This window comes from Oscillatoria sp. FACHB-1406 (genome assembly GCF_014698145.1).
Taxonomy (GTDB): domain Bacteria; phylum Cyanobacteriota; class Cyanobacteriia; order Cyanobacteriales; family Spirulinaceae; genus FACHB-1406.
The window spans coordinates 82,269-108,860 of the sequence record NZ_JACJSM010000015.1 but is presented as its reverse complement, the minus strand read 5'-3'; the positions used below and the strand labels follow the sequence as shown (position 1 = coordinate 108,860).

Sequence of the window (26,592 nt, the reverse complement as noted above, 5' to 3'; positions counted from 1 at the left end):
TCTTGATTTCAAAAAGACCCTATATATAGCGATCTAAAAATATCTTTTCATTGAAAGTTACGAAATTATTAGATTTTGTCTCGTGAGTTGCTGCCATTCTTGGTAAACTAATCTAGCCCGCGTGTTTGTTGAAACGGTTCGCCCATGCCTACGTTGTTATTAGAAGTCGGTACTGAAGAGTTACCCGCAGATTTTGTTGCCAGCGCGATCGCGCAATGGCAAAAGCGCATCCCCAAAAGCTTAGAGGAACAGTCCCTCGTCCCGGACGCGATCGCGGTTTACGCAACACCCCGCCGTCTCAGCGTTCTCCTCGAAGGACTTCCCGCCCAACAAAGCGATCGCGCCGAGGACATTAAGGGGCCGCCCGCTGCTGCTGCGTTTAAGGATGGCAAACCAACTCCCGCTGCTGAGGGGTTTGCGCGCAAACAAGGCGTTTCTTTAGAGGCGTTGGAAGTACGCCCGACGGAGAAAGGCGAGTTTGTTTTCGCGCGCAAGGAAACGCCGGGACAGCCTGCGACGGAGATTTTACAGCGCCTAATTCCGCAATGGATTGCCAGCTTGGAAGGGCGCAGGTTTATGCGTTGGGGTGATGGGGATTTGCGCTTTCCTCGCCCAATTCGCTGGTTGGTGACACTGTTGGATGAGGAAGTGTTACCCCTGACTCTCGTAAACGGTTCGGACAAGATTGAAAGCGATCGCGTTTCGCGGGGACATCGCGTGCTACATCCGGAACCTGTCGTCATCTCCAACGCGGCGGATTACCTCGAAACCCTGAGAGGGGCAGGTGTTGAAGTCGATCCGGCGGTACGGCGTAGCGCGATCGAACAGCAGATTGCAGCGGCGGCACAGCAGTTGCACGGTTATGCGGAAGTGTACCCAGAATTGTTGGATGAAGTCGTTAATTTAGTCGAATGGCCGACGGCGGTGGCTGGGAAATTTGATGAAGAATTTTCGAGCTTGCCAACCGAAGCGATCGCAACCGTGATGGTGACGCATCAACGCTATTTTCCCGTTAAAGAAACGGCGGATAAAAATAGCGTGCTACTGCCTAACTTTATTGCAATTTCTAACGGCGACCCGGCTAAATCCGATATCATAACAGCCGGAAACGAACGAGTCATTCGCGCGCGTTTAGCTGATGCGCGATTTTTCTACGATGCTGACTGTTCGGAACCGTTTGAAACTTACCTTCCTCAACTCGATACCGTGACGTTCCAAGAAGATCTAGGAACGATGCACGATAAAGTCGAGCGCTTAATTGAAATTGCCGAAGAAATTTGCAAGCAACTCGATCTGCCACAACAAGAACGGGAATGGGTAGAACGGGCAGCGCTGTTGTGTAAAGTCGATCTCGTTTCGCAGATGGTCTATGAATTCCCTGAATTGCAGGGGGTAATGGGACAAAAATACGCCCTAGCTAGCGGCGAACCGGAAGCAGTGGCTACTGCAATTTTCGAGCATTATTTACCGCGTGGTGCGGACGATGTGCTGCCAGAGTCCGCGATCGGTCAAATTGTGGGTATTGCCGATCGCTTGGATACTTTGATTTCAATCTTTGGCTTGGGAATGCTGCCGACGGGTTCTTCCGATCCGTTTGCCCTGCGGCGCGCTGCAAATGCGATTATTAATATTATTTGGCACGCAAACTTAGGGATTAATTTAGATGAATTGCTGGCTCAATTTGGTAAGGATTTTGCGAGCAATCATGAGGACAAAGAATCGCCTTATCCTGCATTGCAGGAGTTTTTCGTGCAGCGCATTCGCACGCTATTGCAAGATGAGTTAGGAATTGATTATGACTTAGTGAATGCGGCGATCGCGGAGGAAGATGCGGAATATTGCGATCGCGCCTTAAACGATCTCCTAGACGTTCGCGATCGCGCCGTTTTCTTACAAACCATTCGGGATAATAAAACCCTCGATAACATCTACGAAACCGTCAATCGTTCGACGCGCCTTGCTGTTAAAGGCGACCTCGATACGGAAACCCTAGAACCCGAAAATCTTATCGATCCGAGTTTGTTTGAAAAAGGCTGCGAGCGCGATTTTTACGAAGCACTCGTTCAACTTGTTCCTAAAACTAAAGCAGCCCGAGACGAACGCAACTATCAACTTTTAGTTGATAATTTGGCACAAATTGCACCTGTCGTCAGCAACTTTTTTGATGGCGAAGATAGCGTATTAGTGATGGCAGAAAACCCCGACGTTCAAAAAAATCGATTGAATTTGCTCGGATTGCTACGAAATCACGCTCGCGTTCTTGCCGATTTTGGGCGAATTGTCAAGTAAATAGATGAAGGGTGAATGATGAAAGGAGAGAAGGATATTGAGTCTACCCGATTTAAATTGCGATTTAGCTTAATTCATTATTCATGAATGGCACTGACTTAAGGCTGGTGGGCGCTGCCCACCCTACGAAATATCAATAACGACGTTGTATACAACGTCTCTACGGCTATTTTTCAACTCTTATTTCAGTGCCATTTCATTATTCATAACTCTCAATTCATAATTCACCACTCATCGCTTATAATTTCCCATTCATCACTCCTAATTCATAACTCATAACTCATAACTCATAATTCAAATGTCTTCGACCATTCGCGTTGCACTACCTGATAATTCCTACGATCTTACGATCGCGCCCGGTCTTTTAGATCGCATCGGCGCAGAAATGAGTCAGCTTAAACTCGGCAAAAAAGTTTTACTGGTTTCCAATCCTGCTATTTTTAAACTATACGGCGATCGCGCCCTTAAATCGCTAAAGGAAGCCGGATTTGACACCAGCTATCATTTAATTCCCCCTGGAGAACGCTACAAAACCCTAAATTCGATTCAGAAAGTCTACGATACCGCGATCGAAAAACGCTTGGAACGTTCCTCAACCTTAGTCGCATTAGGGGGTGGCGTAATTGGAGATATGACAGGATTTGCAGCAGCAACTTGGTTGCGAGGGATTAATTTCGTTCAAGTTCCGACTTCGCTCTTAGCGATGGTAGATGCTTCGATTGGCGGTAAAACGGGAGTCAATCACCCCCAAGGAAAAAACTTGATTGGTGCATTTTATCAACCCAAGTGGGTTGCGATCGATCCCAATGTTTTGGAAACGTTGCCATCGCGAGAATTCCGCGCGGGGATGGCAGAAGTTATTAAATATGGGGTGATTTGGGATGTGGAATTGTTCGAGAAACTCGAGGCTGCAAAACATCTCGATCGCTTCCGAACATTTGACCCAGAACTGCTAAATTTTATCTTACTACGCTCTTGTCAAGCGAAGGCAGATGTGGTCGGGAAAGATGAAAAAGAAGCGGGGTTGCGCGCGATTCTCAACTACGGTCATACGATTGGTCACGCGATCGAAAGTTTAACGGGATATCGTAGCATCAATCACGGCGAAGCAGTCGGAATTGGTATGGTTGCGGCTGGAGAAATTGCCCTCGCATTGGAAATTTGGACTGAAACAGAAGCGCAACGGCAGCAAGAACTAATTATTAAAGCAGGACTTCCGGTAAAAATTCCCGCCAATGTAGAAGTTTCTAGCATTTTAACAGCTTTGGAACTCGATAAGAAAGTTAAAGGCGGTCGCGTTCGATTCATTTTGCCAACGCGCTTAGGAGAAGTGACAATGAGCGATCGCGTTTCGCCAGAGATTCTACTTCCGATTTTACAACACTCGAACAACGCTTTTTCATAAAAATGAGAAGAAGTTTTACGAAATTGAGCTAACTGACCCGATATTGACGATACTAAAGGTGGGGACTTCTGCACTTTCTTAGGGAATTGCGTCGGGTCTCTTATTGAAGACGTTGGGTGTTATGTGCTTCAATCGCATTTGTATGAAATTCGTCAATTAAAGCAAATAGCCGGTTTAGAAAGTGGATTTCTTGAGACAAAATATCTTCATTAGTCAAAAACTGATAGTCTAAATATTTTATCAATAAAAATATGAATAATGTTAAACAATAAATTGATACTTGTAAATTGATTCCTGAAGAAGCTATGAATATAAAAAATGCTTCAATTGTCGATAAAGTTGAACTTTATTTTTATAAACAATTTACTTTTTTTGTGGACTATACCTCGCCTTTTTCGCAGTGGTATATTGTGCCTTTCACTTTAAATGGCATTACCTATAACTGTGCCGAGCAATTTATGATGTACCAGAAAGCTTTATTGTTTGGCGACCTTCAAACCGCTAAAAAGATAATCGCTGCTAAGCATCCTCAACAACATCAGGAATTAGGGAGAATGGTTCAAAACTTTGACAGCACTATCTGGAGTCAATACTGTCAACAAATTGTTTATCGAGGAAATAAAGAGAAATTTTCACAGCACGAACATTTATTAGATCTGTTACTGAAGACTCGTGGAACTCTACTGGTAGAAGCTTACCGTCACGATCGAAAGTGGAGCGTGGGATTGGATCGAAACGATCCTAAAATTTTTGATATCAGTCAGTGGCCGGGTAAAAATTGGATGGGGTTGATACTGACTAAGCTTAGGGAAGACTTAATGTGAGATATTGTTGATAAGCACCTAAGCAAAATAAATTACTCACTTGCAAATCCTGAAACCCTTGGCTTTCCTGCTTTTTGGCTCATGGTTATGTGTAAATAATTTTGCATACCTGCTTATTATGCTAGCTATTGTTTCGCCCGAAAAAATTCAAAGAAGCGGATTGACTGGAAAAAAGTGGACGGAAACAGAAGTGCAACGGCAGCAAGAACTAATTATTAAAACAGGACTTCCGGTAAAAACTCCCGCCAATGTAGAAGTTTTTAGCATTTTAACGGCTTTGGAACTCGATAAGAAAGTTAAAGCCGGTCGCGTTCGATTCATTTTGCCGACGCGCTTGGGAGAAGTGACAACGAGCGATCGCGTTTCGCCAGAGATTCTACTGCCGATTTTACAACACCAGCAGTAAATTAAAAATCTTTTCTTTTTGGGAATAAGTTTTGAGAAGTGGGCATAATAGAAGGAGCCACGACCGGAAGCTAATCCACTTCAAACATGACTTCTATCAGTCTTCAGCCTGTCCTGCACAATCTTCCTGCTAATGCTCCAGAAGCTATCGTTGCTTCTAACTTTTCCTACGAGCTACTAAAAGCATTAGGTTTTGAATCCAACGAAATTTATCCAGAATATCAGACAGGAGACGGAAAATCGGCTGTCGATCTAGCAGTTAGAAAAAATAACGGAAACAATATATTCTTGCATACCAAATCTAATCCTTATCTCCTTGTAGAGTTAAAGGGAAGAGATGTAAACTTAGCGAGTGGTAGCCCGCAATATAAAAGCACTGTTGCTCAAATAAAACGCTACCTTCTCGGCGCAAGCTGTAAAAGCGCTCAGTGGGGAATTATTACCAATGCAGACCACATTCAATTGTTTCGTAAACACGGCAAAGTTATTTATCCTGCCACGCCTTGTTACGTTTTAGACACAAATAATATTGACAATAGAATTGCTGAAATACGCCACAAAATTGAGAGTGCTAGCCGAGCGCTGACTGTCACAGTGTATAATAATAAAGGTGGCGTTGGAAAAACAACAACTACCATTAATTTAGCAGGGATACTGACCTTAGCCGGAAAAAAAGTATTGGTAATTGACTTCGATCCAAACCAACACGACTTAACTCGTGCATTAGGAATTTCGTTAAGTCAAGGGAGCGTATATGATTTTCTCACCGAACGCAATATTCCGGTAGACAGCGCTCTTTGCTCTTATGAATTTTTCTTCAAAACCAAAAAATTGCAAGTTGCATTTGATGTCATTCCGGCGGATGAGAAGTTTTCTAATACTACCGATGACCAACTGCTGAAACTGATGACGCGCCATCGTTTACATCAAGTGTTAGAATCAGTAAGAAATGAATACGACTATATTTTAATCGATTCACCTCCTAACTGGAGAATTTTGAGTCAACTGGCAGTTTTTGCAGCAGACGTAATTTTGATTCCCACAAAACATAATAGTCTCTTCTCCTTGCAGAATGCTGCTGTTGCTATTAAAAAGTTTATTCCTGAAATTCAGGCTGAAAAAAAAGATGGAAGTCCAATTGCCTTGCCAATCTTTTTTAATGGAGAGAAGATTACAAATCCTCAATTAGAAGCGGCTCAGCACGCCATTCATAAAATCATCACGGATGCACGGAAAGAGAAAGTCGATTTGCTGCCATACTTCTATCCCAGACATACGAATGCAAAAAAAGACCTTCATGTTGCGATCGTGCCGAGTTATGCGGGAATTGCAAGCTCGGCATTTTCCAACACTCCTGCGGTTTATCGCGATAGAACCGCTCACGAATATTATAAAAATTTAGCTAAGGAGTATTTCTTACAATGAGTGCAGTTGAAGATATTGGGAAGCTCATGTATCTCTATTTGGATGATATCGAGGCTGGAGGAAAAACGGAAGCTTCAACATTCTCGATTAAAGCCTCGGCTCGCTTGCTAACTGAAAAAGGCGGCACGAATTGGGTTCCAATTATTGTTAAAGAGATTGGCAGAGATAAATATCAGGTTATCGGAAATTCGTTTGTCTATACTGTTGCTGAAGAAGCCGCCTTAGAACGAGTCTGGTGCATTATTGTCAATCCAGAGGGCGATGCAGAAGAAGTGGTGAAAGTGCTATCAGGCGAGCAGATGCCAAAGATTAATCTTTCAACGGCATCGAGAGATGAAATAGCCTCGGCTCTGGAATATTTAATTAAACAACCCGCCAGCCCACTCAAAACTGTAAAACTTGCTGTTGCTACCAATCGAATTGACGAAGCACCGCGCCAAAGCTGGAAAAATTTTACCCCGATTACAACTTTAAAATGTGGCATAACTAAGGGAAAAAAACTCGATGCGTTGAAGCAAGTTTTTTATCTCGAACCCGAAGCAACTTCCGAACCCATTAATAAAGTCGTTAATGAAGCTGAGTTACTGAGTTCGCTCTCCGTAGCAGAGCTAAAAACGAGGGCGAAGCAACAGGGGATTAAGGGAATTAGCAAGATGAAAAAAGATGCTCTTATTTCTGCGCTGAGAAGCTTAGAAATGTAGGTCGAGACGGCTATTTTCTATTATGATAGCGAAGGAATGGTAGTTCAAGGGAATTGATATTATGCTAGCCATTGTTTCGCCCGAAAAAATTCAATTACCTCCCGGTTCTGTCGTGCGGTTGCCTGCGACTTGGCAAGAGTATCAGAGTTTGTGCGATCGCAGAGGCGATGGCTCGATCCCGCGTTTAAAGTATCGTTCCGGAGAAGTATTGCTAATGTCACCCTTGCCGGTTCACGGAAAAGATGCTCATCTGTTGGCGAGTATTGTCACGACTCTTTTAGATTTCGAGGGGCGAGAATACGATGCGTTTACTCCCGTGACGATGACTTTGCCGGAAGAAAGCGGCATCGAACCGAATTATTGTTTTTATATTAATAACTGGCAAGCGGTGTGTGGAAAGAAGCGGATTGACTGGAAAAACGATCCGCCGCCAGATTTGGTTATCGAAATCGATGTTACCAGTTATTCGGATGTGGCGGATTATCTTCCTTATCGCGTACCGGAAGTTTGGCTGTTAAAAAAGCAGCAACTCTTGATTTATCGGCTAGATGGAGCGAATTATCAGCTTCAAACTCAAAGCGTTTACTTCCCCGATCGCGATCTACAGGATGCGATCGCGCGCTGTATTGAAATCGCTTATGGGCGCAACACGAGCGCTGCGATTCGGGATTTAAGGCAACAGCTTGCCGCAGGGCGATCGCGAAACGCTTAAAGATTCAAGCTGAAGACAGAAAATTTTAACAGAGATGAGCGATCGCGTCACGAAATTATTAAATTACACCGATAGCGTCATACTGTGCTAAATTAAAGATTAAATTCCCTAAATCTGATGCAAAGGGCGAGAGGAACGCAAGCTCGTTCCCGTGAGAAAGTAGTAATTTCCGAACATTTTTCAAAAAAGACTTGCATCGATCGCCCTAGATGCGTTACAACTATGCTGGATATTAAATTCCCGATGCCTTGACTTCTACGCATGGGTAAAGCATCAGAGCCGGGAAAGCAGCCCTAAGAATTTTTGTACTATCCAATATTAACGAAATTTTGAGAGTATGATTCAGCAACTCGCTCACCCGATGGTGAAATTTCAACGTCAATTACAATCCTTAGTCGATTCCAAAGCCTTAAAACCGAACGATAGCATCTGGAAAGTCGCTCTGCTTTATGGTGACGACTGGCAGTATTGGAAGAACGAACTGCTTGATTTTGGCTTTACGATGCAGGATGCAATTGGCGATGTCCTCGTCGTCGAAGCTTGGGATGAAGATTGATCCCGCGATCGCAATCTCATCGGGTTTTCTGGTGAGTTCGAGCTAGAGCAAAACAATACTGGGATTTATAAGGCTTACAAACAATCTGTTAAAGCAGCAAACAACTCTTTAGCGGTTTGATAGCGCCGCCGCAGTTGCGGTTCGCTAGCTGTCTCAATAACGTGCTGGAGCTTTGCATTGATGCTAGGGATGCTGCCAACGCTCAAACGGAAGTCGCGATCGACCGATTTGTAATAGCGGATGGGGGATTCCCCCGAAAGCAAAAAAGTCAGCGTCGGACCGATCGCAAACAGATCGGATTGGGGACAAGGCTGCCCCCGATCCTGTTCTGGCGCGCTGTATCCTTCCGCACCGATGCGCGTTCCCATTGGCGTACCGATTTCCTTCACCGCGCCAAAATCGAGCAACACGATGCGATTATCGACGTTGCGAAGCATCAAATTAGCGGGTTTCACGTCGCGATGGACGAGGGGCGGATCGAGGGAGTGGAGATACCCCAAAATATCGCAAGTTTGCAGCATCCATTCAATGGCTAGTTGCGGTGCAACAGGCCCCTTTTGATAGATGCGTTGTTCGAGATTTTGCCCATGAATCAACTCCATCGCCAGGTATTTCTTACCCTGCTCGATAAAGAAATCGTAATATTTCGGAATGCCGGGATGCGCTAAGTTCTTGAGAATGCGCGCTTCCCGCTCAAAAAGCTCCTGCGCTTTCGGAACTTTTGCCATATCCGCATTCATTTCCTTAAGCACGAGGGTAATCGGTCGTCCGGAAATCGACCCCGCTTTATCCCATGCGAGGTACGTCGTCCCCATCCCGCCGCGCCCCAAAACGCGCAACACTTGATACTGACGCACGAACCGTTCTTCCTCAACAATGGGCTGACCGCAATGCACGCAAAATAGGGTATTAGGAGCATTACCCGCGTGGGTGCAGCCAGGGGAGACGGGGGGCGCAGCAACCTCGGACAAGTCGATCCGCAATAGAGGGCCACCTTTTGCGAGTTGGAGGAGGGCGTTGTCGGGAACAAAGGCTTGAGAAACCAACACGCCATTGAGAAACGTCCCATTCGCTCCGCGTCCGAGCAACTGCCATTGGTGCTGTCCCGGCGTGCGGGCGACCGAGCGCAACTCGGCGTGATAGCGCGAAACTTCCAAGTTGCGATCGAGAACGATCTCATTATCGTTAGCGCGGCCGATGCGAATTGCCTCGGAGTCGCGAAAAGCCCAAGTTTGAGTGGGGTTGTGAGTTTTCGGGTCTAGGAGCGCGATCGTAATCATAACGTTGCGGGCAAGGGACTAAGGCAGCGACTCGCGCGACATTTTAAAAGCGCGGGTAGTCCGTACTGGGTCGCACCTTTAAACGAACCAGCAAACCCGTAATGTTATCGTGACCGTTGCGATCGTTAGCGAAGTCAATCAGTTCTTGCAAACCGCGATCGATGTCAGCTTTGGAACTGATGAGAGGGGTAAGATAGGTCTGAAAGTGCGTTTCGAGTAAATCGTTGTCGGATAGACCATCGGAACACAACAGAATCAGAGTATCTTCATTAATTTCCAAGAAAGTGACATCGGGCTTGACAAAATTACTGCCGCGAGGACCGATCGCTTGAGTCAGTTGATAAGCATCGGGACGAGCGTAAGCAACCGCCGGTTCGACTCCGCGTTGAATCTCGCGCTGACCGACTTCGTGGTCGGTGGTGAGTTGTTCGATTCCGTGCTTGCGGGTGATGCGATAGATGCGACTGTCGCCGACGTGCGCGATCGCGACTTTAGTATCGCGAACCAAAGCCATCACCAACGTCGTTCCCATCCGTCCGCTCCCAGAGCGTTCGTTTTGCTGGTTGATTTCGTAAATTTTTTGGTTGGCTGTCAATACACCTTCGATAATCGTATCTTTATCGGGCAGTCCGCCATCCTCTGACCAGTTGTTCTTAAAATATTCCTGTAAAGTGTCTACAGCCATAGCACTGGCGACTTCTCCGGCGGCGTGACCGCCCATCCCGTCGCAAACCACGTACAACCCGCGAATGCGAACTTGCTTGCTCATCGCATTTTCGTCTTTGGAAATATTCGCGGTGATGCCAAAGCAGTCTTCATTGTGTTCTCGCTGGCGACCGATATCGGTACAGCCCGCTTCCAAGACGCTAAGCAGTTGCATGGGAAGAACGACAGTCGGCGCGTCATCGCTGCTGCTTTTTGGGGCGGTAAATCGCTCGGATGTCTGAACTAAGGGGATAGTGTTGGCTTCGGAGCGCTCGGCGGCAGAAGGGACTTGCGTTATCTCTTCCTCGAAAGCTGAGGGATTTTCGTATTGGGTGGCGATCTTTTGGAGGTTAGGGCGCACTTCATCTACAGTGGTGTAGTTGCCTTGTCGCACCTGTTCCAAAAACCGAGGTAACGGATCGTAAATCGTCCGTCCCGATTTGCCAAACAGCTTTTGCCACATTTTGCCCAAGTGTTGAAGAGTTAATTGGGTGTTGGCGGGATCGGGATAGAGGCGTTGCAGGCAGAGGGTTTGGTCTTCGTCGAGCCGCAAGTTCGTTTCTTCGAGCAGGCTTTGAGCGCAACCGACTGGTGCTAAGGCTTGCCAAAGTTTCAGCATTTCGTCGAGCCAGTAGAGCAATTGTAGGAGCGAATTCCCTTCATCGCCCCAACGGTCGATTAATAGCCCCCAATTTCGACGGTCTTCGAGCAAAATTGTCTCAAAGCCGCCGAACTTCCAAGCATCGTGGAGGGGGGGAATTGCGGGGGCGAGGGAATCGTGAAGGGTCAGGTAATGGTAAGCGATCGCGGGTATCTCTTGCATAGCCTGGGAATCTTCGGCAGAAGCGGACGCATTTTCTGATTCTTCCTGGCTGCGATCGAAAACTGTTTCTAAAAAAGTTGGTTCGGAGGGTTGAGAATCCGAGACGTGCGTCTCAAACGTTCCGGCGGGCTGTTTCTGCCAGTCGAGCCAAGTTTGACGTGCCTCGGCAGCAATGCGGTAACGTTGCTGGGGATCCACTGCTTCTCCACTCAGTTCGGTTGAAGCAGCAGCTTCGGGCTGCGGCGACGGAACGGCAGAGACAACGGCTTCTGCTACCGGCGCGCTTTCGGGGTTCGGCACGGGGGCTTGGGGGCTTTCCACTGCTACCGGCGCGCTTTCGGGGTTCGGCACGGGGGCTTGAGGGCTTTCCACTGCTACCGGCGCGCTTTCAATCGGAGGGGAGACGGGGGCAGAAACGCTCTCGGCGGTTGGTCTTTGCGCTTGTTCGACGATCGCCACCAACCAAGTTTCTAGAGACGTTCCGCATTGTTCGCAAAACTTATTAATGCTTGGATTTTCAAAATCACAATTGGGACAAACAAGCATAGTGCTACTTCCTAATACTCCCTTCCATTGAATTCAATGCAGCGCTCGACAATCTTAGCTAGCCGGTGATGCTATTGAGTTGTATTTTACCCGCCCCAATCGATATTCGCATCCTGCACCGCTAAAGAATTTCGGGGCTTTTGCAGGACGAGTTGCCTTTGGGGCGATCGCGGTTTGACCCAGCTATTTATCAATATGGTAGCGCTTTCGGAGAAACGATTGCCTCAATTGAGGGCATTTACGGCTCAAAGGTTTACCGAAAGAAGTGGGACAGCGCGATCGCGGATTAAGGGAATCTCCCGCCACCGCGCCCGTCAGCCAGAGTGGATGTTTTTCAAATCGACATATGGATAACGAACAATCGAGCATTAATTGGAAACTTAATTCCCCCTAAAAAACGATCGTCTCTTCTTCGTTATCCATTGTCCATTGTCCATTATCAATTATTATCTCGTTTTGCGGTAATACACCGTCGCTCCCGTATCCGAGACAATATGGCAATTGCGGTAAGAGCGCCAGAACGACTGCCAAATCGGGCGATCGGATTTGCGGTAATAATCGCCGAGAAGCGGTTTAATTGCTTCTGTCGCTTCCTTGAGATGGTAGTGCGGCATATTCAAGAAAATATGGTGGGCGACGTGGGTTCCAATATTGTGATGAATCTCATTAATGAAACCGTAATCGCGATCGATCGTCGAAAGCGCCCCTTTCAAGAAATTCCAATTCTCGCCGCGATACCAAGGAATATCTTCTTCTGTATGATGTAGAAACGTCACTAAGTCAAGCCACATCACGAAAATGAGATAAGGCATGAAATAGTATTTGACAAACCATAAAATGCCCCATTGATAGGTTAAAACGCCTAGCAAGACAATCATTGCAATACAGCAAATCGTACTGGTTAAAACTTGATTTTTTTCCGAAGGTTTAAACAGCGGGCTGCTAGGATCGAAATGGGTTCCTTGTTTGCCGGGAGAGCGTTTGAACAGATACACCGGGTACATTAACAACGGAATATCAAAGCGCGCAAATCGTTCCAATCCCGTCATTTTTTCGTACCGACTTTCCGAGATCGGATACCAGCTTTCATCGTTCTCCAAACTCCCCGTATTGTTGTGATGGGTACGATGGCTGATGCGCCAGCCGTGAAAAGGAACGAGGATTGGAGTATGCGACAAATGACCGATGAGATCGTTGAGCCATTCGTAACGGGAAAAAGAGCGATGTCCGCAGTCGTGTCCGACGACGAACAGCGCCCAAAACATTGTCCCTTGCATCAACCAGAAAATCGGGAAAAAGTACCAAGAATCGAGGTAAGCCGCGATCGCGTACAGTCCTGCAATAATTCCGATATCTAGGAAAAAGTAAGCTAACGAGCGAGGCACAGAAGGCTCAAAACAGTGTGGCGGAATCGCATCCTTGATCTGTTTGAGGGTAAACGGTAGCTGTTCGGAAAGTTCAACGGCTTCTACAGCCGGTAATGTTTGGGATTTATTAGTGTTAACGATCACAGAAAATTGAGTATTCTGAAAGGATAATACGGTCGTTACATAGCCGCTTTAGAACTGGGGCATAGCCGTGCTATGCCCTATTTGTTGCGCTAACAAACCCGCTCGATTTTCGAGATTGACCGAATAAAGAGCGGCGACTTCAGGAGCGTCCTACTGAGGAAACTTTTGATAGCCTTTACTACCATCGTACAAATGGCAGTAATCGGTGATTTCCTGCATTAGCTCCCAGGAAAACTTACTTTCTTTTAAATTTTCTCCCCAGTTTTCCTTCAAAATTTGATGAGCTTTGCGGAGGTTGTACCAAGGAATCGCCGTCGAAACATGGTGGGGAATGTGAACGTTAATATCGTGACAGAGAAATTCAACCCAACGCGGGTACTCGCAGTGAACCGTTCCGAACAACTGCGCGCTTGCTTCATCCCATTCCTGAACCGGAGCAAAGTGGATATCGGGGCGCGTGTGGTGAACGATGGTGAACGTACTCATCCAGAAGTGGTACACCAACCAAGGTAGCAACCAAAACTTGACAAAACCCCAAATCCCTGTTAAAGCAATCAGCGTTGGAAACGCGATCGCAGCCCCAATAACCACAAACAAGACTGAAAAACGCACTTGTTCCCGTTGCTTACCCTTAAATTGCGTCCAGTCAAAATGCAGCTTAGCCCAATGCGCGATCGAACCGAGCCACCAAAAACGTCCCCGGATTTGTCGGTATCCCCAACGCAGCAGCGGCGGTAAACTCTCGTAATACTCCACCGTAAACGGATCCCAGGCATTATCAACCTGAACCTTATTTGTATGTTTGTGGTGGTGATTGTGGAGAATGCGCCAAGCGTGGAACGGATAGATTAACGGCAGAAACGCTAAATGCCCTACTAAATTATTGATCCACTTGCGGTTCGCAAACGAGCGATGTCCGCAATCGTGTCCGATGACAAAAAAACCCGTTAAAGCGGTTCCGGTAAAAATCCACAGCACGGGTAAGAGGTAAAACGGGGCAACTGCTAAACCCCAGTATCCCAAACCAACGAGCGCGACATTGAGTGCGACTTTCAACCAAGCTTTGCGCCGATCCTTCAAAAACACTTCAGGAGGTAAGGTTTTAAGGATATCCCGGAGGCGCATAGGAGCATCCGAGGTGGCAGATTCCCAGGGTTGAGGTTTTTGTACTAATGCAGTCATGTAAATGATTATTGAGGGTATTGCGAAGCTTTGAGAAGATTGAACTTCATAAACCTTTACATATATACCATAATTTGCGGTTTTGCCAGAATAGCGCCGTAAAACAAATTTTCCTCAAAGTAAAGCTAAGTAACACCAAAGCAAACCCTTTAAGGCTGATAACTCCCCAGTATCAACGAATCGGGCTTTGCTGCGTCAGATTTTTGATAAGATATCAGGGCATAGAAGTTCGAGATGCAATGCAACAATGTTTGGTTCAGTCCGCAACCGAGTTCCCGAAGCACTTAGCCATCGACTCCTTACCTGACGATCGCGCGATCGTGCAAGAATCCGCTTCGCGGCGCGACTCCATTCCGAGAACGTATTGCATAGGAGTTATAAACTGCTAATGGAAACCAAAGCGTTTAGCGAGCGTTTTCCCCTCTTTAACACAGTTAGCCCGGAAACCCTAGACTGGTTACTCTCCGTTGCCGTCGAACACGACTATCCCGCCCATCGCGCCGTCTTAATGGAAGACTCTTGGGGAAATGCCGTCTATTTCATCGTTGACGGTTGGGTGAAAGTTCGTCGTCTTGCCGGAGAAAGCGCCGCCACCCTCGCTATTTTAGGGGAAGGCGACTTTTTTGGCGAAATGGCCATTTTAGACGAATCTCCCCGCTCCACCGATGTTATCGCCCTTTCTGATGTCGAATTAGTCAGCATTTCCGCTCAACGCTTCATCCAAGCCCTCTTCAAAGATCCTCAACTCCATCACCGAATGCTGCAACTGATGGTGCAGCGTTTGCGCCAAACCAATATTCGCTTTCAAATGCGAAATCAACCGCCCGCCATTAAGCTCGCCAAAACTTTAGTAACTTTTGCTGAAAATTACGGTAAAACTACTGAAAGAGGGGCAGAAATTCTGAATATTTCCCACTCAGACCTCGCAGATGTTTCGGATATTACAATCGACGAAACTCGTAAAATCTTAGAAAAATTAGAAGCTAAAGGTTGGGTCGAAATTCAATCGGCTAAGAATATTTTGTGTTTAGTTAACCTCAAACAACTGACTCACTTGAGCGGAAGAATACAATAGAGACTGAATCCCGATCGCTCGCTCCTCAAAAAAATAAAAGTTGAATTTACGCTCCCGAACGTCCCACAACTTTTAATATTTTTTGCTAAATTTTAAATAACTCATTAATGATTAATGGCTCGTTACTCATAATTTATTCCTCATCATTTATCCTTCATGCTTCACTATCAAGTCGCAATGTCCGTCCCCGAATCTCACCTCTTTGAAGTGACATTGCAGATTAATGATTGGAACTCTCCGGTTCTCGATTTGAAAATGCCCGTGTGGACTCCCGGTTCTTACCTCGTTCGGGAATATGCTCGTAACGTTCAAGATTTCAGCGCTTGGGATGCGGAAAAGCAAAGTCAGCTTCCCAGTCAAAAACTCAGTAAAAACCACTGGCAAATTTCCACCGAAAAAACTTCAACCGTTAACATTCGCTATCGAGTGTTTGCGAACGAACTTTCCGTTCGCACCAATCACCTTGATGCAACGCACGGCTATTTCAATGGGGCAGCCCTCTTCTATTTCGTTCCCGGACGCGAAAAACAGCCAATCCGCATTACAATTATTCCCCCCAAACCTAACTGGCGCGTCAGCACGACTTTACCAATCCTTTCATTGTCTGGCGACAGTTACAGCTTTGAGGCGCGCGATTTCGATACGTTAGTTGACAGTCCCTTTGAAATTGGCACTCAAGAAATTCATGATTTTGAAGTCTTAAATAAGCCTCACCAGCTAGCGATTTGGGGGAAAGGAAATATTAACCCAGCATCAACGATTGAGGATATCAAAAAGCTTATTAACGTTGAAGAAAAAATCTTCGGAGGTTTGCCCTACGATCGCTATTTATTTATCCTTCATTTATCGGCGATGGGGTATGGTGGGTTGGAGCATAAAGACTCTTGCTCGCTCAATTATCCTCGTTTTGGCTTCCGCCACCCCGAAAAATACAATCGCTTTATTCAGCTTGTCGCTCACGAATTCTTTCATCTGTGGAATATAAAGCGCATCCGCCCCAAAGCTTTAGAAACCTTCGATTACGAACAAGAAAACTATACGACATCCCTATGGTTTAGTGAAGGAACAACAAGCTATTACGATTGCTTAATTCCAGCTTGGGCAGGTATTTATGACGTTAAAACTTTCTTAGATATTCTGAGTAAAGAAATTACGCGCTATTTACTGACACCGGGGCGAAAAGTTCAACCGCTGAGCGAGTCGAGTTTTGATGCTTGGATTAAACTTTACCGCCGGGATAGCAATAGCGATAATTCGCAAATTTCCTACTATTTAAAAGGGGAAATGGTTTCGCTGCTGCTGGATTTGTTAATTCGATCGCGCCACAAAAATCAGCGATCGCTCGATGACGTGCTACGGACTCTGTGGGAACAGTTTGGCAAAGATGAAGTAGGTTTTACGCCCGAACAGTTGCAGCAAGCGATCGAATCCGTTGCGGGTGTCGATTTAAGCAGCTTTTTTGCGGCATTTATTGACGATACTGAAGCTTTACCTTTTGACACCTATCTCGAACCTTTTGGGTTGCAATTAAAAGCAGTTGAGAAAGGCGAAGCAATTCCTTATACCGGAATGAGAGTTATCCCAGAAAATGGGAAAGCAAAAGTTCAGTTTGTCGAAGCGATGTCGCCCGCAAACTTAGCAGGAATCGATCCCGACGACGAATTACTCGCGATTAATGGCTTCAAAGTAACGGCAGAATCGTTAAACGAACGCTTGCTAGACTATCGAGCGGGAGATGAGATTGAAGTCGCGGTTTTTCATCAAGAAGAATTGCGGATTCATCGCCTTCGTTTAGAAAAACCTCAGCCTCTTGTTTATCAAGTTACAAAGATGAAATCGATATCTGAAGAGCAAGAGGAATTATTGAAAGGGTGGCTCGATGTTAGGATTTAAGGGAAATCGCCCGACTCAATAAATCTAAAAGCCTACTCTCAATTTTATCTTAAAAAGTAGGGTGCGTTAGCCTTGCGTAACGCACCATTCTCTCAACTAAATACTCATCTCTAACATCCGTTGAATGGGTTTCAACGCTGCCACTCGAATCTCTTCTGCCATTGTGATTTCCGGTTGGCGATTCTTCATCGCTAAATACAATTTCTCCAGCGTATTTAAGCGCATATGCGGGCATTCATTGCACGCACAATTGTTAGTTCCGGGGGCTGGAATAAAGCGCTTATTCGGTGCAGCTTTCTGCATTTGATGAACGATTCCCGGTTCGGTGACAACGATAAAAGTATCCGCAGCACTTTTTTGAGAGTAATGCAGCAATGCAGTCGTTGAACCGATATAATCGGCGTGGCGTAAAACCGGCGGTTCGCATTCAGGATGGGCAATGATTTCAGCTTTGGGATGTTCGATTTTTAGTTCGATTAACTTTTTCTCAGAGAAGGTTTCGTGAACGATACAACTGCCTTGCCATAACACTAAATCCCTGCCCGTTTGTTCCATCACGTAGCGTCCGAGGTTGCGATCTGGCGCAAAAATAATCGGTTGCTCTGCCGGAATTTGATTGACAATTTTTACGGCATTTGAACTGGTGCAAATAATATCGCTCATTGCCTTAATTTCTGCCGAGCAATTGATGTAAGAAACTACAATATGGTCGGGATATTGTGCCTTAAATGCTGCAAATGCTTCGGGGGGGCAGCTATCGGCTAGAGAACAACCTGCTTCTAAATCGGGCAGCAGTACGAGTTTGTCCGGATTGAGGATTTTTGCTGTCTCTGCCATAAAGTGAACGCCTGCAAAGACAATGACATCGGCGTTGGTGGTGGCTGCTTGTTGGGCGAGTCCGAGGGAGTCGCCGAGATAGTCTGCAATGTCCTGAATGTCAGAATCTTGGTAGTAGTGGGCGAGGACAATGGCGTTCAGTTCTTTTTTGAGTTGTTCGATGGCAGCAAACAAGTCGTCGGGAATGCTATCGGTTGTGGGGCGCGGTAAAAGGGTTGTAAACACAGTAGTTGCGGGTTGAGGCTGAAATTATAGTTAAGTTTACTATAACTATTATAGTTAAACTTACCAAAAATGGGACCGGCGATCGCGCCGCGCAGGTTTTTCGGGGTTCCCGAGCAATTCCCCGGGGTAAAATGGCACAATTAGTAGAACTGTCAGCGAAGCGCAGTCAGTAGGATGTCTAAGAAAATTGTCATTATTGGTGCGGGGCCGGGGGGTTTAGCTACTGCAATCCGGCTTGCTGGGAAAGGGTATGAAGTGGAAATATTTGAAGCGTGCGATCCCGCAGGGATCCGCGTAGCGGCACGCGTCGGCGGTCGGATGCGAGGCTTTGAAGATGGCCCTTATTCCTTCGATACCGGCCCCACCATCTTACAACTCCCGCGACTGTATGAAGAACTCTTCGCCGACTCCGGCCTGCAATTCTCCGATTACATCCGCCTCAAGCGCCTCGATCCCTTCATGCGCGCCCGGTTTTGGGATGGAACCCATCTCGATTTAACCTCAGATTTAACCGCCTTCAAAGCCCAACTCGCCACCCTGCGTCCCGACCTCCCCGCAGCTTTCGATCGCTGGTATCTCGAACACCAACGCAAAAACGAACTCGGTTACGGCCCCTATCTCGGTTCTCCGGTGCGTTCCATTTTAGGCTACCTGCGCCCGGACGAAATCCTCGCCGCGCTTCAATTTCGCCCTTGGGAAAGCTTGTACCAACATTTTTGGAACTACTTCCAAGACGATCGCCTGGTCTATGCCCTCAGCTATCCCTCAAAATACTTGGGAATGCACCCCACCGTCAGTGCTAGCGTTTTCAGCTTAATTCCCTACCTCGAATTTGCCGATGGCGTGTGGCATCCCGAAGGCGGTTTCCGCAATCTTGCCAAAATGATGGGGAAAGCAGCAGAAGATTTGGGCGTTCGCATTCATCTCAATTGTCCCGTTCGCCAAGCGTGGATTGAAAATCGTCAAGTTCGGGGAGTCGAACTCGCTAGCGGCGAACGGATTACCGCCGATGCGGTAGTGGTGAATGCGGATTTCGGCCACGCGATGCAAACCCTCATACCGGATTCAGAACGCGGGCGTTATAGCGATCGCAAACTGGAGCGCTTCCAATATTCCTGCTCCACCTTTATGCTTTACTTAGGCATCGATCGCCGCTACGAAAACCTCCCCCACCATCAAATCTACCTCTCCGAAAATATCCGCCGCCGCGAACGTCCCTGGATGGACGATTCCGCCCTCGACGAAGAAAACCCGCCCTTCTACGTCTGCAATCCCACCCTCATCGATACCGACAACGCACCTCCGGGACACAGCACTCTCTTCGTTCTCGTTCCCATTCCCAACACCGCTTACGGAGTCGATTGGAGTGCTAAGCAAAAATCCTACCGCGATTTTATCCTCTCGCGGATGCCCCTGTTAGGGTATGAAGATGTCGAACGGCACATCGTCCGCGAAACCTGCTACACCGCGAATACTTGGCGCGACGACTATTCCGTTTATCGCGGAGCCGTGTTTAACTTAAGCCATAACTGGACGCAACTGGGCCCTTTTCGCCCGCCGATTCGTTCCGAAAATACGCGCGGTTTATACTGGATTGGCGGGGCAGTTCATCCGGGAAGCGGCTTGATAACGATTCTCGAAGCGGCGCGGAGTGCGACAACATTTATCGATGAAGATATTGGAGTCGCTAAGGTTGCTTAACTCGAGCCGTGGGGTATAAGGCGGCGTTTAATTTCGAGGAGATTTCTAAACCCGCACCCTTGCAATCCTATTGTTTTGGGTTCTCTCGATACTTCGTAATTAAAATGTAATAGTCCAGCCCGGTTCGACAATTGCTGCGCGCGTGTAGGATACGCCATCCACTTTTATCCCTTGCGCGTCTAATAACGTAATCAACCCACCCTTATTCGATAACTTTGCTTCCTGCCCGGTCAATTTTACAACCGTTGTTTCGCCCGAATTTAGGGTTAAGTTTGTCAATCGATGCTTACGCTTCAAACTATCCGCGATCGCCCATCCCTTTAACTCTACTGCTTCCGGAGAATAATTCATCAAAGTCACTGATGCTTTGCTGATATCATCGCCGATAGGATTGACCAAAGCAGCAATAATCTTAATTCTAGGGCGAAGTTTGGGTTGCTGGGGAACCGGAGATTCATTACCAACGCGTGCTGCTACGCGGATCCTTGCGGGATCGCGCAACGCATCGCCATTAATATCGTCTGTATGAGAAGCTTGAGAGGCAAATTTAAAGAACATCGCCACCCAAGGTTGAGCGGAAGAAGGAAAGTGAATTAATAATCCTCCATCTTGCCAAACTCCATTTTCTCTAGAAAAATCCTTCTTTTTTTTATGGCTGGGTTTGGGACTTCCCTGATTTTTATGTAAATTATGAACGCCGCAACTCGGCTGGAACCCAAAGATTTTATCTTCTCCTTTGTCCGGTTCCCAAGGCTCCCCAAAGGCGTAAATAATCGCATCTTCTGTTTTAATCGCCCGCTCGATATAACTGTTAATAAATTCATTAAGATCGTTGGGATTTTTTTCGCTGCCGCCTGAACGTTGGAACGGCAAGGGCTGCATTTGAGTAACATTTAAGAGATTGCCTCGGATATAATCTAGGGCAATTCCTCCCGGTTTTCGATCGGCTTTTTTGATGTTAGTAAAACCCCAGTCTAATTTATATAATTTTTCTGTGATTGGATGTTGAAAATTAGGGACGATCGCATAAAGAAGATCGTAAGGTGCTTCAGTCGAACGAACATTGAGGGCTAGGCGGTATTGACCTATATTGTCCGTAACAAGAATTTGGTAGTGCGGAGAATTTCGCTCCGTTTCGATTTTTTTCGCGATCGCGCGACATTTCAAAACGCCATATCCTCGATCTAAACCTTGCCCCATACTTTATCTCCGGCTTGTTGCAAAATGTTACAATAGCTAGCCCTTAAAGGAGCTTAATTCTAGGATGCTACAAGCCGATCGAAAATGACATTACCCGCGATGGGTACTTTTTTCTGAGGGGACGTGATTTGTTAAAATAATACCTGTAAGGATCGCAATCGTACTCAGGAAATGCACCGGCGCGATCGGTTCGCCCAAAATCAGCCAAGCCGCAAAACCGCTAAAAACTGGGATCAGATAATAAATCAAAGCCGCACGAGTTGCCCCCGCTAAAATAATGGCTTTATTCCAGGCAACAAAGGCAACGACGGATGCTAAAATTCCAATATAAAGTAACGCTAAGCTCAGCGTAAAATTAAAATTAACGGGAGGCGAACTGCTGATTTCTATGGCGTAAAAAGGCAGTAAAAAAATCCATCCCAAACCAAACGTAAAAAGATGAAACGTCGCTAGCCGCATTTCTGAGGGTTTTCGCTTTAAAAGCATTGTATAACCCGCAAAAACTACCGATGCAAGAAGCATATAAACATCTCCCTCCGCAAAAGAAATACTCGCTAACTTTTCCCAAGAACCGCCCGAAACAAGCAGGATAACCCCCGAAACCGCGATCGCAAGACCCAATCCCCGCCGAAGCGAGATTTTTTCCCCATAAAACCAGCGCGAGAAAATCACGATAAAAATGGGTGAAGAGGTGGCAATCAAAGCCATATTAACGGCTTGGGTAGTACGACCGGCAATGTAAATTAAAGTGTTAACATTGGTAATCCCCAGTAAAGCAGTTACACTGAGATAAGCAAAATGTTTTCTAAAAAGTTTTCGATCTTCTAGGAGCGAAGGTAAAGCAAAAGGAAGGAGAGCTAAAAATGCGATCGACCAGCGAAAAAAAGCTAAACTAATCGGTGGAATTGCGGAATTTAAGCCTCTAGCAATGACAAAGTTGCCCGCCCAAATCAGGGTAGCCGCGATCGCATAAATATATCCCATACAGATTCAATTTGAATTAAACTTGTCGTGCCAGCGTTCTCTCAGCTTCCGCATCGCCCCAATCTCATCTTCCTTCGCCATCGCTAAGAAATCATAAAGCCATTCTTTTGGCACGTCGGGAAACGTCGGACTGCGATCGACTTCCACATAAGCCCCTGATTTTAAATTATAAATGCGCCAGACTTTTCCATTAAACCGCCAAAACTCCGGCACGCCCAAAGCGGCATAAAACTGATTTTTAGCAATATCCGTGTGAGTAATATCAACCTCCACCACTAAATCCGGCGGCGGATCTTCGGAAAAATCGACATTTCGCCCCTTTACCAATGCCTGGTTTTGGATGTAGTAAGCATTATCGGGTTCCGCCCCTTTTTGAAGCTGGGGATAGTTCATTGTTGTTGAACCCATCGTCTTAATCGATAAGTCCATCAATTCCACTAGACCTCGAATAAAATACTCGATTAAGCAGCGAAAAAATTCATGGTCTTCTAAGGGCATGGCAATTTCTAAAATTCCGCGATCGTAGGTTAAACGCGATCCGCGCGATTGCGGCAAGATTAATAAAAGTTGTTCGTAAGTATCCCAAGAAATACCTCGAAAAACAACCCGTTGCTCGCCTTGATTTTGTTGAGTCGCTGGGGGTTCGGATGCTGTAATACTTTCAACCATAAGAAGATGGAAGAAATCCTTTTGTAAAGCCACTCCCATATTATACACAGAAGATATAATACTCCTGTCTATCTCGAGATCGTGTGTTACGCTAAAAAGATTTCCGAACACTCAAGCTAAAAATCAATGCAAATGCTACTTTATCTGCATAGGATTGATAGCCGTTCAATTTTATTGAGGCTATAAAGCTTTCTCTATCTGAGTTTAAGCTGCCCTGTCTCTCCTCTAGCCCCTTTCTTATCGTGTGTCTCCAGCCCCATTTTTCGGGGAACCTTAGCAGTCTCTATTTTTAGTAACTGAATATTATGCTGAGAAAATGGATTCATCAAGTTTCCGACACTGTTACTTCGCAGCAGTCATCACTTGCACGAGTAACCTTGATGCAAATGACCTCCTGTATTGCAGCGGTTGTCTTACTATCTTGTACGGTGAGTTATTTCCATTTAATGGAAGTATTGCAAACAAGAGTTCGCTTAGAACTAGGAAAATATGTCGCAGAACGGGGACAGCGCGAATCACAAATTTTTCAACTGGCTGAAAGTAACCAAGCCCTAACTAAGGAAGCATTTTTAAGTAATCTCCAAGCACAAGCCGATCGCGATCCTCAAGCAGAGTTCGATCGCCTATTTTATACTTGGTCGGATGGAACCGTGCGGAATGCCCCCCAAAACCAGCCGACTAAAACTTTTGACACGCTCAAACATCCAACAGTATTTATCGGCAAAGGCGTGAAATTAACTCCGGATGTAAAGCGTCGGGCGATTGCAATGTACGAGGTTTTAAGCGCTTATGCTCCAGCCTGGAGAAACCAATTTGTCGATACCTGCATGGCCGCACCCGATAACATTAATGCGTGTTACTGGGTAAATGTTCCGCTTAATTTAGACATTCCCGCCGAGACAAACATTACAACCCAAGAATCTTTCTACATTGGAGATAAAGCGCATAACCCAACCCGAAAACCCGTTTGGACGGGAGCTTACTTAGATTCGATTTCAGGATACTGGATGGTCAGCTTAACTATACCGATTGATAATTCTCAAGGAAATTATATTGCCAACGGCGGTCATAACATTAAACTGAATAAGTTGATTGATAGAACTGTAAATAATTACTTGAGAGGCACTCAAAATATGATGTTTCGGGAGGATGGGCGGCTGATTGCCCATCCAGACTTACTCGAGGAAATTAAAGCAGGTAAGGGGGAATTGACGATTCAGAAGTTTGGAGATCCCCATCTACAACGAGTTTATGAATATGTCAAGGCAATGACTCCCGACCAAAAAGTAATTGATAATCCAGTCGATCGCGAATTTATAGCAGTTAACCGGATTAAAGGTCCTGACTGGTATTTTGTTACGATTTATCCAAAATCGCTACTTATTGCTGAGGCTTCCAAAACAATCCAAGTCATTTTCCTGACAGGTTTTTTAACGCTAATCGTCGAAATTATCTCGATCTGGTTGGTGCTGAAAAGCAAGCTCTTACGTCCCCTGAAGCAATTAACTGCTGCAACTCACAAAATTGCTAACGGAAATTTTGAGGTATGCCTCAATGTCAAACGTCCTGATGAAATCGGACAATTAGCAGGTTCATTTAACCACATGGTTCAGCAATTGCAATATTCATTTCGGTTGTTGGAACGCACGAATGAAGAACTGGAAATACGAGTGAAAGCTCGTACTAATGAACTTTCCCGCGCCTTAGCTCATCTGAAAAATACCCAAACCCAATTGGTTCAAACTGAAAAAATGTCGAGTTTGGGGCAGTTAGTTGCTGGTATTGCTCATGAAATTAATAATCCTATCAATTTTATTCATGGCAACTTAGGTCACGTTAATAACTATACAAAGGATATGCTAGTCGCCATAAAGCTCTACCAAAAGTATTCTGCTCATTTGGCAAATGAAATTCAGGAGAGTGTTGAAGATCTCGATCTTGATTTTATTGCCAACGATTTACCTCGTCTTTTAAGTTCAATGAAACAAGGAACCACTCGCGTTCGCGAAATTGTTCTAGGTTTGCGCAATTTCTCTCGTTTGGGTGAATCGGACTTTAAGCCCGTCAACCTACATGAAGGTATTGATAATACGCTACTCATTTTAGACCATCGCCTCAAGACAACAGATGCAGATAACAACACCAAACATCCAGCTATTCAGGTTCAAAAACAATATGGCGACTTACCGTTAGTTGTCTGTTATGCAGGACTGATGAATCAGGTGTTTATGAACCTCTTAATTAATGCGATCGATGCTTTAGAGAAGACACCAGAACCAACAATTATTATTCGTACCGAGCGGTTAGATAGAGAACGAGTTAAAATTGCGATCGCGGACAATGGCGTTGGAATTCCTAAAGATATTCAGGCTCGTATTTTCGATCCTTTTTTTACCACTAAGCCTGTCGGAAAAGGGACAGGGCTGGGATTGGCAATCTGCTATCAAGTGGTGGTGGATGGGCATGGGGGCAAGTTATTCTGCGATTCTACGCCGGGAGTCGGTACGGAATTCGCGATCGAAATCCCGATCGATCTTGCTAACATGGTTACTTGATAAGCAATAGAAGCAAATAATATTCAGGATTTTTCCGGTTGTTATTGTATTTTAAGCTTTTACTTCGTCAAGCTTAAAAAATTAATTAATTATGTCTTGAATCAACCCTTTTAATTCTCGATCTGGCGGACGCTTTGAAAATTGTTCGTGGCTATAAATCCAGACAAGTTTTATCATTTTTGTTGTTGTATTTACCAAATACATGAGTCTAACTTGTCCAGAAGCTCCCTTGGAAATCTTAAGATCGAGTTTATGAAACGTCCATTCTTCAGATAGCTTTAGTTTTCCCGGCAAAGGTTCATGACGAGAATTTTGAGGGTAAGGGTTATCAATTAAATTTTCTAAGTTCTTAGCAACAAGCTCGACCAATTTATTTTTGTGAACTTTCGCTAGCTTTTTGAAAGAACGCTTAAAGTTCTCAGAGTCTTCAATCAAGAAGTGAGTTGAGCCAGTCACGCACTTCTCCTTTTTGAATTTTAATTGAAGATTGAGAGTTACAAGCATCCTCTAATGTTGCTAGCATAACGGCTCGATAAGCTGGATGTTCTCTCTCTATTAGCTCGAGTTTTTGAGCGCCTAACGCTTTCATATCTTCGAGAAGAATTGGCTCGGTAGAACCGGCATCCGGTGCTAATCCTTTTCTCGCTTTTTTCCAAGGGAACTCTAGGTGGGTCATGTCGCTCAGCAAATAAGCATGGTAGCCTCCGAAATATTCCCATACTTCTTCCAATAGCTCCTGCGATTCTTTAGGAAGTTGTTCTCCAATTGCTGTTGGAATTGGTAGCTGATTTCCTTCAAAGTCGCGATAAAACTTATAAGCAGGAGGACAAACAGGACCATATCGCCATGCTTGAATTTCTTCGTTAAATAATGGCTCATCGTACAACGCCAGATGCAAGCTTTGGGCGTAATAAAGAAGCTTTTGAACTTTCATATTTGTCATTTCAGCTTCTATTCCGTCCTCGTAAGCTCTCGCAATGAAGTAGCGAGCCACACTGAGGCAATCTATCATCAGAATCTAACTCGTAAATATAGATAAAATTTGAATTTTAATTAACGTTTTAAGAGTAACTCACGCCCTCCCATTAT

The 26,592-nt window shown here is 45.6% G+C and carries 23 protein-coding genes; 13 read left to right on the top strand and 10 right to left on the bottom strand.

Going from position 1 to position 26,592, the window contains the following annotated elements:
- The first annotated feature begins 144 nt into the window (after nt 1–144).
- The 8 genes from glyS to H6G50_RS15435 all read left to right on the top strand — a co-directional run bounded on the left by glyS (nt 145) and on the right by H6G50_RS15435 (nt 8,317).
- Nucleotides 145–2,289 (top strand): glycine--tRNA ligase subunit beta, encoded by a 2,145-nt coding sequence (gene glyS / locus H6G50_RS15470; RefSeq protein ID WP_190717828.1) that lies wholly within the window; start codon nt 145–147, stop codon nt 2,287–2,289.
- Nucleotides 2,290–2,587: 298 nt separating this feature from the next.
- The gene (aroB, locus tag H6G50_RS15465) at nt 2,588–3,694 is read left to right on the top strand and encodes a 3-dehydroquinate synthase (RefSeq protein WP_190717826.1); all 1,107 of its coding nucleotides are present in this window, start codon (nt 2,588–2,590) and stop codon (nt 3,692–3,694) included.
- A 287-nt stretch (nt 3,695–3,981) separates the two neighbouring features.
- Complete coding sequence (locus H6G50_RS15460) at nt 3,982–4,518, top strand: NADAR family protein (protein WP_199303016.1); 537 nt, start codon at nt 3,982–3,984, stop codon at nt 4,516–4,518.
- Between the two features lie 118 nt (nt 4,519–4,636).
- Entirely contained in the window at nt 4,637–4,924 is a 288-nt protein-coding gene (locus tag H6G50_RS15455; protein ID WP_190717825.1) for a hypothetical protein, read from the top strand.
- Between the two features lie 86 nt (nt 4,925–5,010).
- Entirely contained in the window at nt 5,011–6,348 is a 1,338-nt protein-coding gene (locus tag H6G50_RS15450) for an AAA family ATPase (protein ID WP_190717822.1), read from the top strand.
- Nucleotides 6,345–7,049 carry a Rho termination factor N-terminal domain-containing protein gene (locus tag H6G50_RS15445; protein WP_190717820.1) on the top strand — a complete coding sequence of 235 codons (705 nt, stop codon included), beginning with the start codon at nt 6,345–6,347 and terminating at the stop codon, nt 7,047–7,049. The genes H6G50_RS15450 and H6G50_RS15445 overlap by 4 nt, the downstream gene beginning before the upstream one ends.
- Before the next feature lie 61 nt (nt 7,050–7,110).
- The gene (locus tag H6G50_RS15440) at nt 7,111–7,761 is read left to right on the top strand and encodes a Uma2 family endonuclease (RefSeq protein WP_190717819.1); all 651 of its coding nucleotides are present in this window, start codon (nt 7,111–7,113) and stop codon (nt 7,759–7,761) included.
- Nucleotides 7,762–8,098: 337 nt separating this feature from the next.
- Entirely contained in the window at nt 8,099–8,317 is a 219-nt protein-coding gene (locus tag H6G50_RS15435; protein ID WP_190717817.1) for a DUF4327 family protein, read from the top strand.
- 74 nt (nt 8,318–8,391) lie between these two features.
- Here the strand turns inward: H6G50_RS15435 and H6G50_RS15430 are convergent, their stop codons facing one another.
- Together H6G50_RS15430 and H6G50_RS15425 are read right to left on the bottom strand one after the other, a co-directional pair.
- Entirely contained in the window at nt 8,392–9,597 is a 1,206-nt protein-coding gene (locus tag H6G50_RS15430; protein WP_190717814.1) for a protein kinase, read from the bottom strand.
- A 43-nt stretch (nt 9,598–9,640) separates the two neighbouring features.
- Nucleotides 9,641–11,671, bottom strand: coding sequence for a serine/threonine phosphatase (locus H6G50_RS15425; protein WP_190717812.1), 2,031 nt, complete (start codon nt 11,669–11,671; stop codon nt 9,641–9,643).
- A gap of 140 nt (nt 11,672–11,811) precedes the next feature.
- On the opposite strand from H6G50_RS15425, the gene H6G50_RS15420 reads away from it, so the two are divergent.
- Complete coding sequence (locus H6G50_RS15420; protein WP_190717810.1) at nt 11,812–11,961, top strand: hypothetical protein; 150 nt, start codon at nt 11,812–11,814, stop codon at nt 11,959–11,961.
- A 156-nt stretch (nt 11,962–12,117) separates the two neighbouring features.
- Here H6G50_RS15420 and H6G50_RS15415 read toward each other — a convergent pair whose 3' ends face one another.
- Together H6G50_RS15415 and H6G50_RS15410 are read right to left on the bottom strand one after the other, a co-directional pair.
- On the bottom strand, nt 12,118–13,182 hold the full coding sequence (locus H6G50_RS15415) for a fatty acid desaturase (protein WP_347239943.1): 1,065 nt from the start codon (nt 13,180–13,182) through the stop codon (nt 12,118–12,120).
- 150 nt (nt 13,183–13,332) lie between these two features.
- Nucleotides 13,333–14,364, bottom strand: coding sequence for a fatty acid desaturase (locus tag H6G50_RS15410; protein WP_190717808.1), 1,032 nt, complete (start codon nt 14,362–14,364; stop codon nt 13,333–13,335).
- Between the two features lie 388 nt (nt 14,365–14,752).
- Between H6G50_RS15410 and H6G50_RS15405 the strand changes: the two genes are divergently transcribed.
- Nucleotides 14,753–15,439 (top strand): Crp/Fnr family transcriptional regulator, encoded by a 687-nt coding sequence (locus tag H6G50_RS15405; protein WP_190717806.1) that lies wholly within the window; start codon nt 14,753–14,755, stop codon nt 15,437–15,439.
- A 156-nt stretch (nt 15,440–15,595) separates the two neighbouring features.
- Nucleotides 15,596–17,332: a M61 family metallopeptidase gene (locus tag H6G50_RS15400; protein ID WP_190717804.1), complete on the top strand. Its 1,737-nt coding sequence runs from the start codon at nt 15,596–15,598 to the stop codon at nt 17,330–17,332.
- A 96-nt stretch (nt 17,333–17,428) separates the two neighbouring features.
- Here H6G50_RS15400 and nadA read toward each other — a convergent pair whose 3' ends face one another.
- Nucleotides 17,429–18,394, bottom strand: coding sequence for a quinolinate synthase NadA (nadA, locus tag H6G50_RS15395; RefSeq protein WP_190717803.1), 966 nt, complete (start codon nt 18,392–18,394; stop codon nt 17,429–17,431).
- Nucleotides 18,395–18,568: 174 nt separating this feature from the next.
- Between nadA and crtI the strand changes: the two genes are divergently transcribed.
- Nucleotides 18,569–20,095, top strand: a complete 1,527-nt coding sequence (gene crtI, locus H6G50_RS15390) for a phytoene desaturase family protein (protein WP_190717801.1) — start codon at nt 18,569–18,571, stop codon at nt 20,093–20,095.
- A gap of 99 nt (nt 20,096–20,194) precedes the next feature.
- On the opposite strand, the gene H6G50_RS15385 is transcribed toward crtI, so the two are convergent.
- The 3 genes from H6G50_RS15385 to H6G50_RS15375 all read right to left on the bottom strand — a co-directional run bounded on the left by H6G50_RS15385 (nt 20,195) and on the right by H6G50_RS15375 (nt 22,948).
- Nucleotides 20,195–21,295, bottom strand: coding sequence for a DUF2278 family protein (locus tag H6G50_RS15385; protein WP_190717799.1), 1,101 nt, complete (start codon nt 21,293–21,295; stop codon nt 20,195–20,197).
- 90 nt (nt 21,296–21,385) lie between these two features.
- The gene (locus H6G50_RS15380; RefSeq protein ID WP_190717797.1) at nt 21,386–22,279 is read right to left on the bottom strand and encodes a DMT family transporter; all 894 of its coding nucleotides are present in this window, start codon (nt 22,277–22,279) and stop codon (nt 21,386–21,388) included.
- A gap of 6 nt (nt 22,280–22,285) precedes the next feature.
- Nucleotides 22,286–22,948, bottom strand: a complete 663-nt coding sequence (locus H6G50_RS15375; RefSeq protein ID WP_190717794.1) for a Uma2 family endonuclease — start codon at nt 22,946–22,948, stop codon at nt 22,286–22,288.
- A gap of 305 nt (nt 22,949–23,253) precedes the next feature.
- Between H6G50_RS15375 and H6G50_RS15370 the strand changes: the two genes are divergently transcribed.
- Entirely contained in the window at nt 23,254–25,503 is a 2,250-nt protein-coding gene (locus tag H6G50_RS15370) for an ATP-binding protein (protein ID WP_190717792.1), read from the top strand.
- A gap of 81 nt (nt 25,504–25,584) precedes the next feature.
- Here the strand turns inward: H6G50_RS15370 and H6G50_RS15365 are convergent, their stop codons facing one another.
- Together H6G50_RS15365 and H6G50_RS15360 are read right to left on the bottom strand one after the other, a co-directional pair.
- The gene (locus tag H6G50_RS15365; RefSeq protein ID WP_190717790.1) at nt 25,585–25,959 is read right to left on the bottom strand and encodes a hypothetical protein; all 375 of its coding nucleotides are present in this window, start codon (nt 25,957–25,959) and stop codon (nt 25,585–25,587) included.
- Nucleotides 25,931–26,515, bottom strand: a complete 585-nt coding sequence (locus tag H6G50_RS15360; protein WP_190717788.1) for a type II toxin-antitoxin system antitoxin SocA domain-containing protein — start codon at nt 26,513–26,515, stop codon at nt 25,931–25,933. The genes H6G50_RS15365 and H6G50_RS15360 overlap by 29 nt, the downstream gene beginning before the upstream one ends.
- Nucleotides 26,516–26,592 lie beyond the last annotated feature (77 nt).

Bases quoted from the DNA above. Each gene is read 5' to 3' on its own strand.
- glyS (WP_190717828.1), top strand. From the start codon at position 145: ATGCCTACGTTGTTATTAGAAGTCGGTACTGAAGAGTTACCCGCAGAT.
- aroB (WP_190717826.1), top strand. From the start codon at position 2,588: ATGTCTTCGACCATTCGCGTTGCACTACCTGATAATTCCTACGATCTT.
- H6G50_RS15455 (WP_190717825.1), top strand. From the start codon at position 4,637: ATGCTAGCTATTGTTTCGCCCGAAAAAATTCAAAGAAGCGGATTGACT.
- H6G50_RS15450 (WP_190717822.1), top strand. From the start codon at position 5,011: ATGACTTCTATCAGTCTTCAGCCTGTCCTGCACAATCTTCCTGCTAAT.
- H6G50_RS15445 (WP_190717820.1), top strand. From the start codon at position 6,345: ATGAGTGCAGTTGAAGATATTGGGAAGCTCATGTATCTCTATTTGGAT.
- H6G50_RS15440 (WP_190717819.1), top strand. From the start codon at position 7,111: ATGCTAGCCATTGTTTCGCCCGAAAAAATTCAATTACCTCCCGGTTCT.
- H6G50_RS15435 (WP_190717817.1), top strand. From the start codon at position 8,099: ATGATTCAGCAACTCGCTCACCCGATGGTGAAATTTCAACGTCAATTA.
- H6G50_RS15430 (WP_190717814.1), bottom strand. From the start codon at position 9,597: ATGATTACGATCGCGCTCCTAGACCCGAAAACTCACAACCCCACTCAA.
- H6G50_RS15425 (WP_190717812.1), bottom strand. From the start codon at position 11,671: ATGCTTGTTTGTCCCAATTGTGATTTTGAAAATCCAAGCATTAATAAG.
- H6G50_RS15410 (WP_190717808.1), bottom strand. From the start codon at position 14,364: ATGACTGCATTAGTACAAAAACCTCAACCCTGGGAATCTGCCACCTCG.
- H6G50_RS15405 (WP_190717806.1), top strand. From the start codon at position 14,753: ATGGAAACCAAAGCGTTTAGCGAGCGTTTTCCCCTCTTTAACACAGTT.
- H6G50_RS15400 (WP_190717804.1), top strand. From the start codon at position 15,596: ATGCTTCACTATCAAGTCGCAATGTCCGTCCCCGAATCTCACCTCTTT.
- crtI (WP_190717801.1), top strand. From the start codon at position 18,569: ATGTCTAAGAAAATTGTCATTATTGGTGCGGGGCCGGGGGGTTTAGCT.
- H6G50_RS15385 (WP_190717799.1), bottom strand. From the start codon at position 21,295: ATGGGGCAAGGTTTAGATCGAGGATATGGCGTTTTGAAATGTCGCGCG.
- H6G50_RS15380 (WP_190717797.1), bottom strand. From the start codon at position 22,279: ATGGGATATATTTATGCGATCGCGGCTACCCTGATTTGGGCGGGCAAC.
- H6G50_RS15375 (WP_190717794.1), bottom strand. From the start codon at position 22,948: ATGGTTGAAAGTATTACAGCATCCGAACCCCCAGCGACTCAACAAAAT.
- H6G50_RS15370 (WP_190717792.1), top strand. From the start codon at position 23,254: ATGCTGAGAAAATGGATTCATCAAGTTTCCGACACTGTTACTTCGCAG.
- H6G50_RS15360 (WP_190717788.1), bottom strand. From the start codon at position 26,515: ATGATAGATTGCCTCAGTGTGGCTCGCTACTTCATTGCGAGAGCTTAC.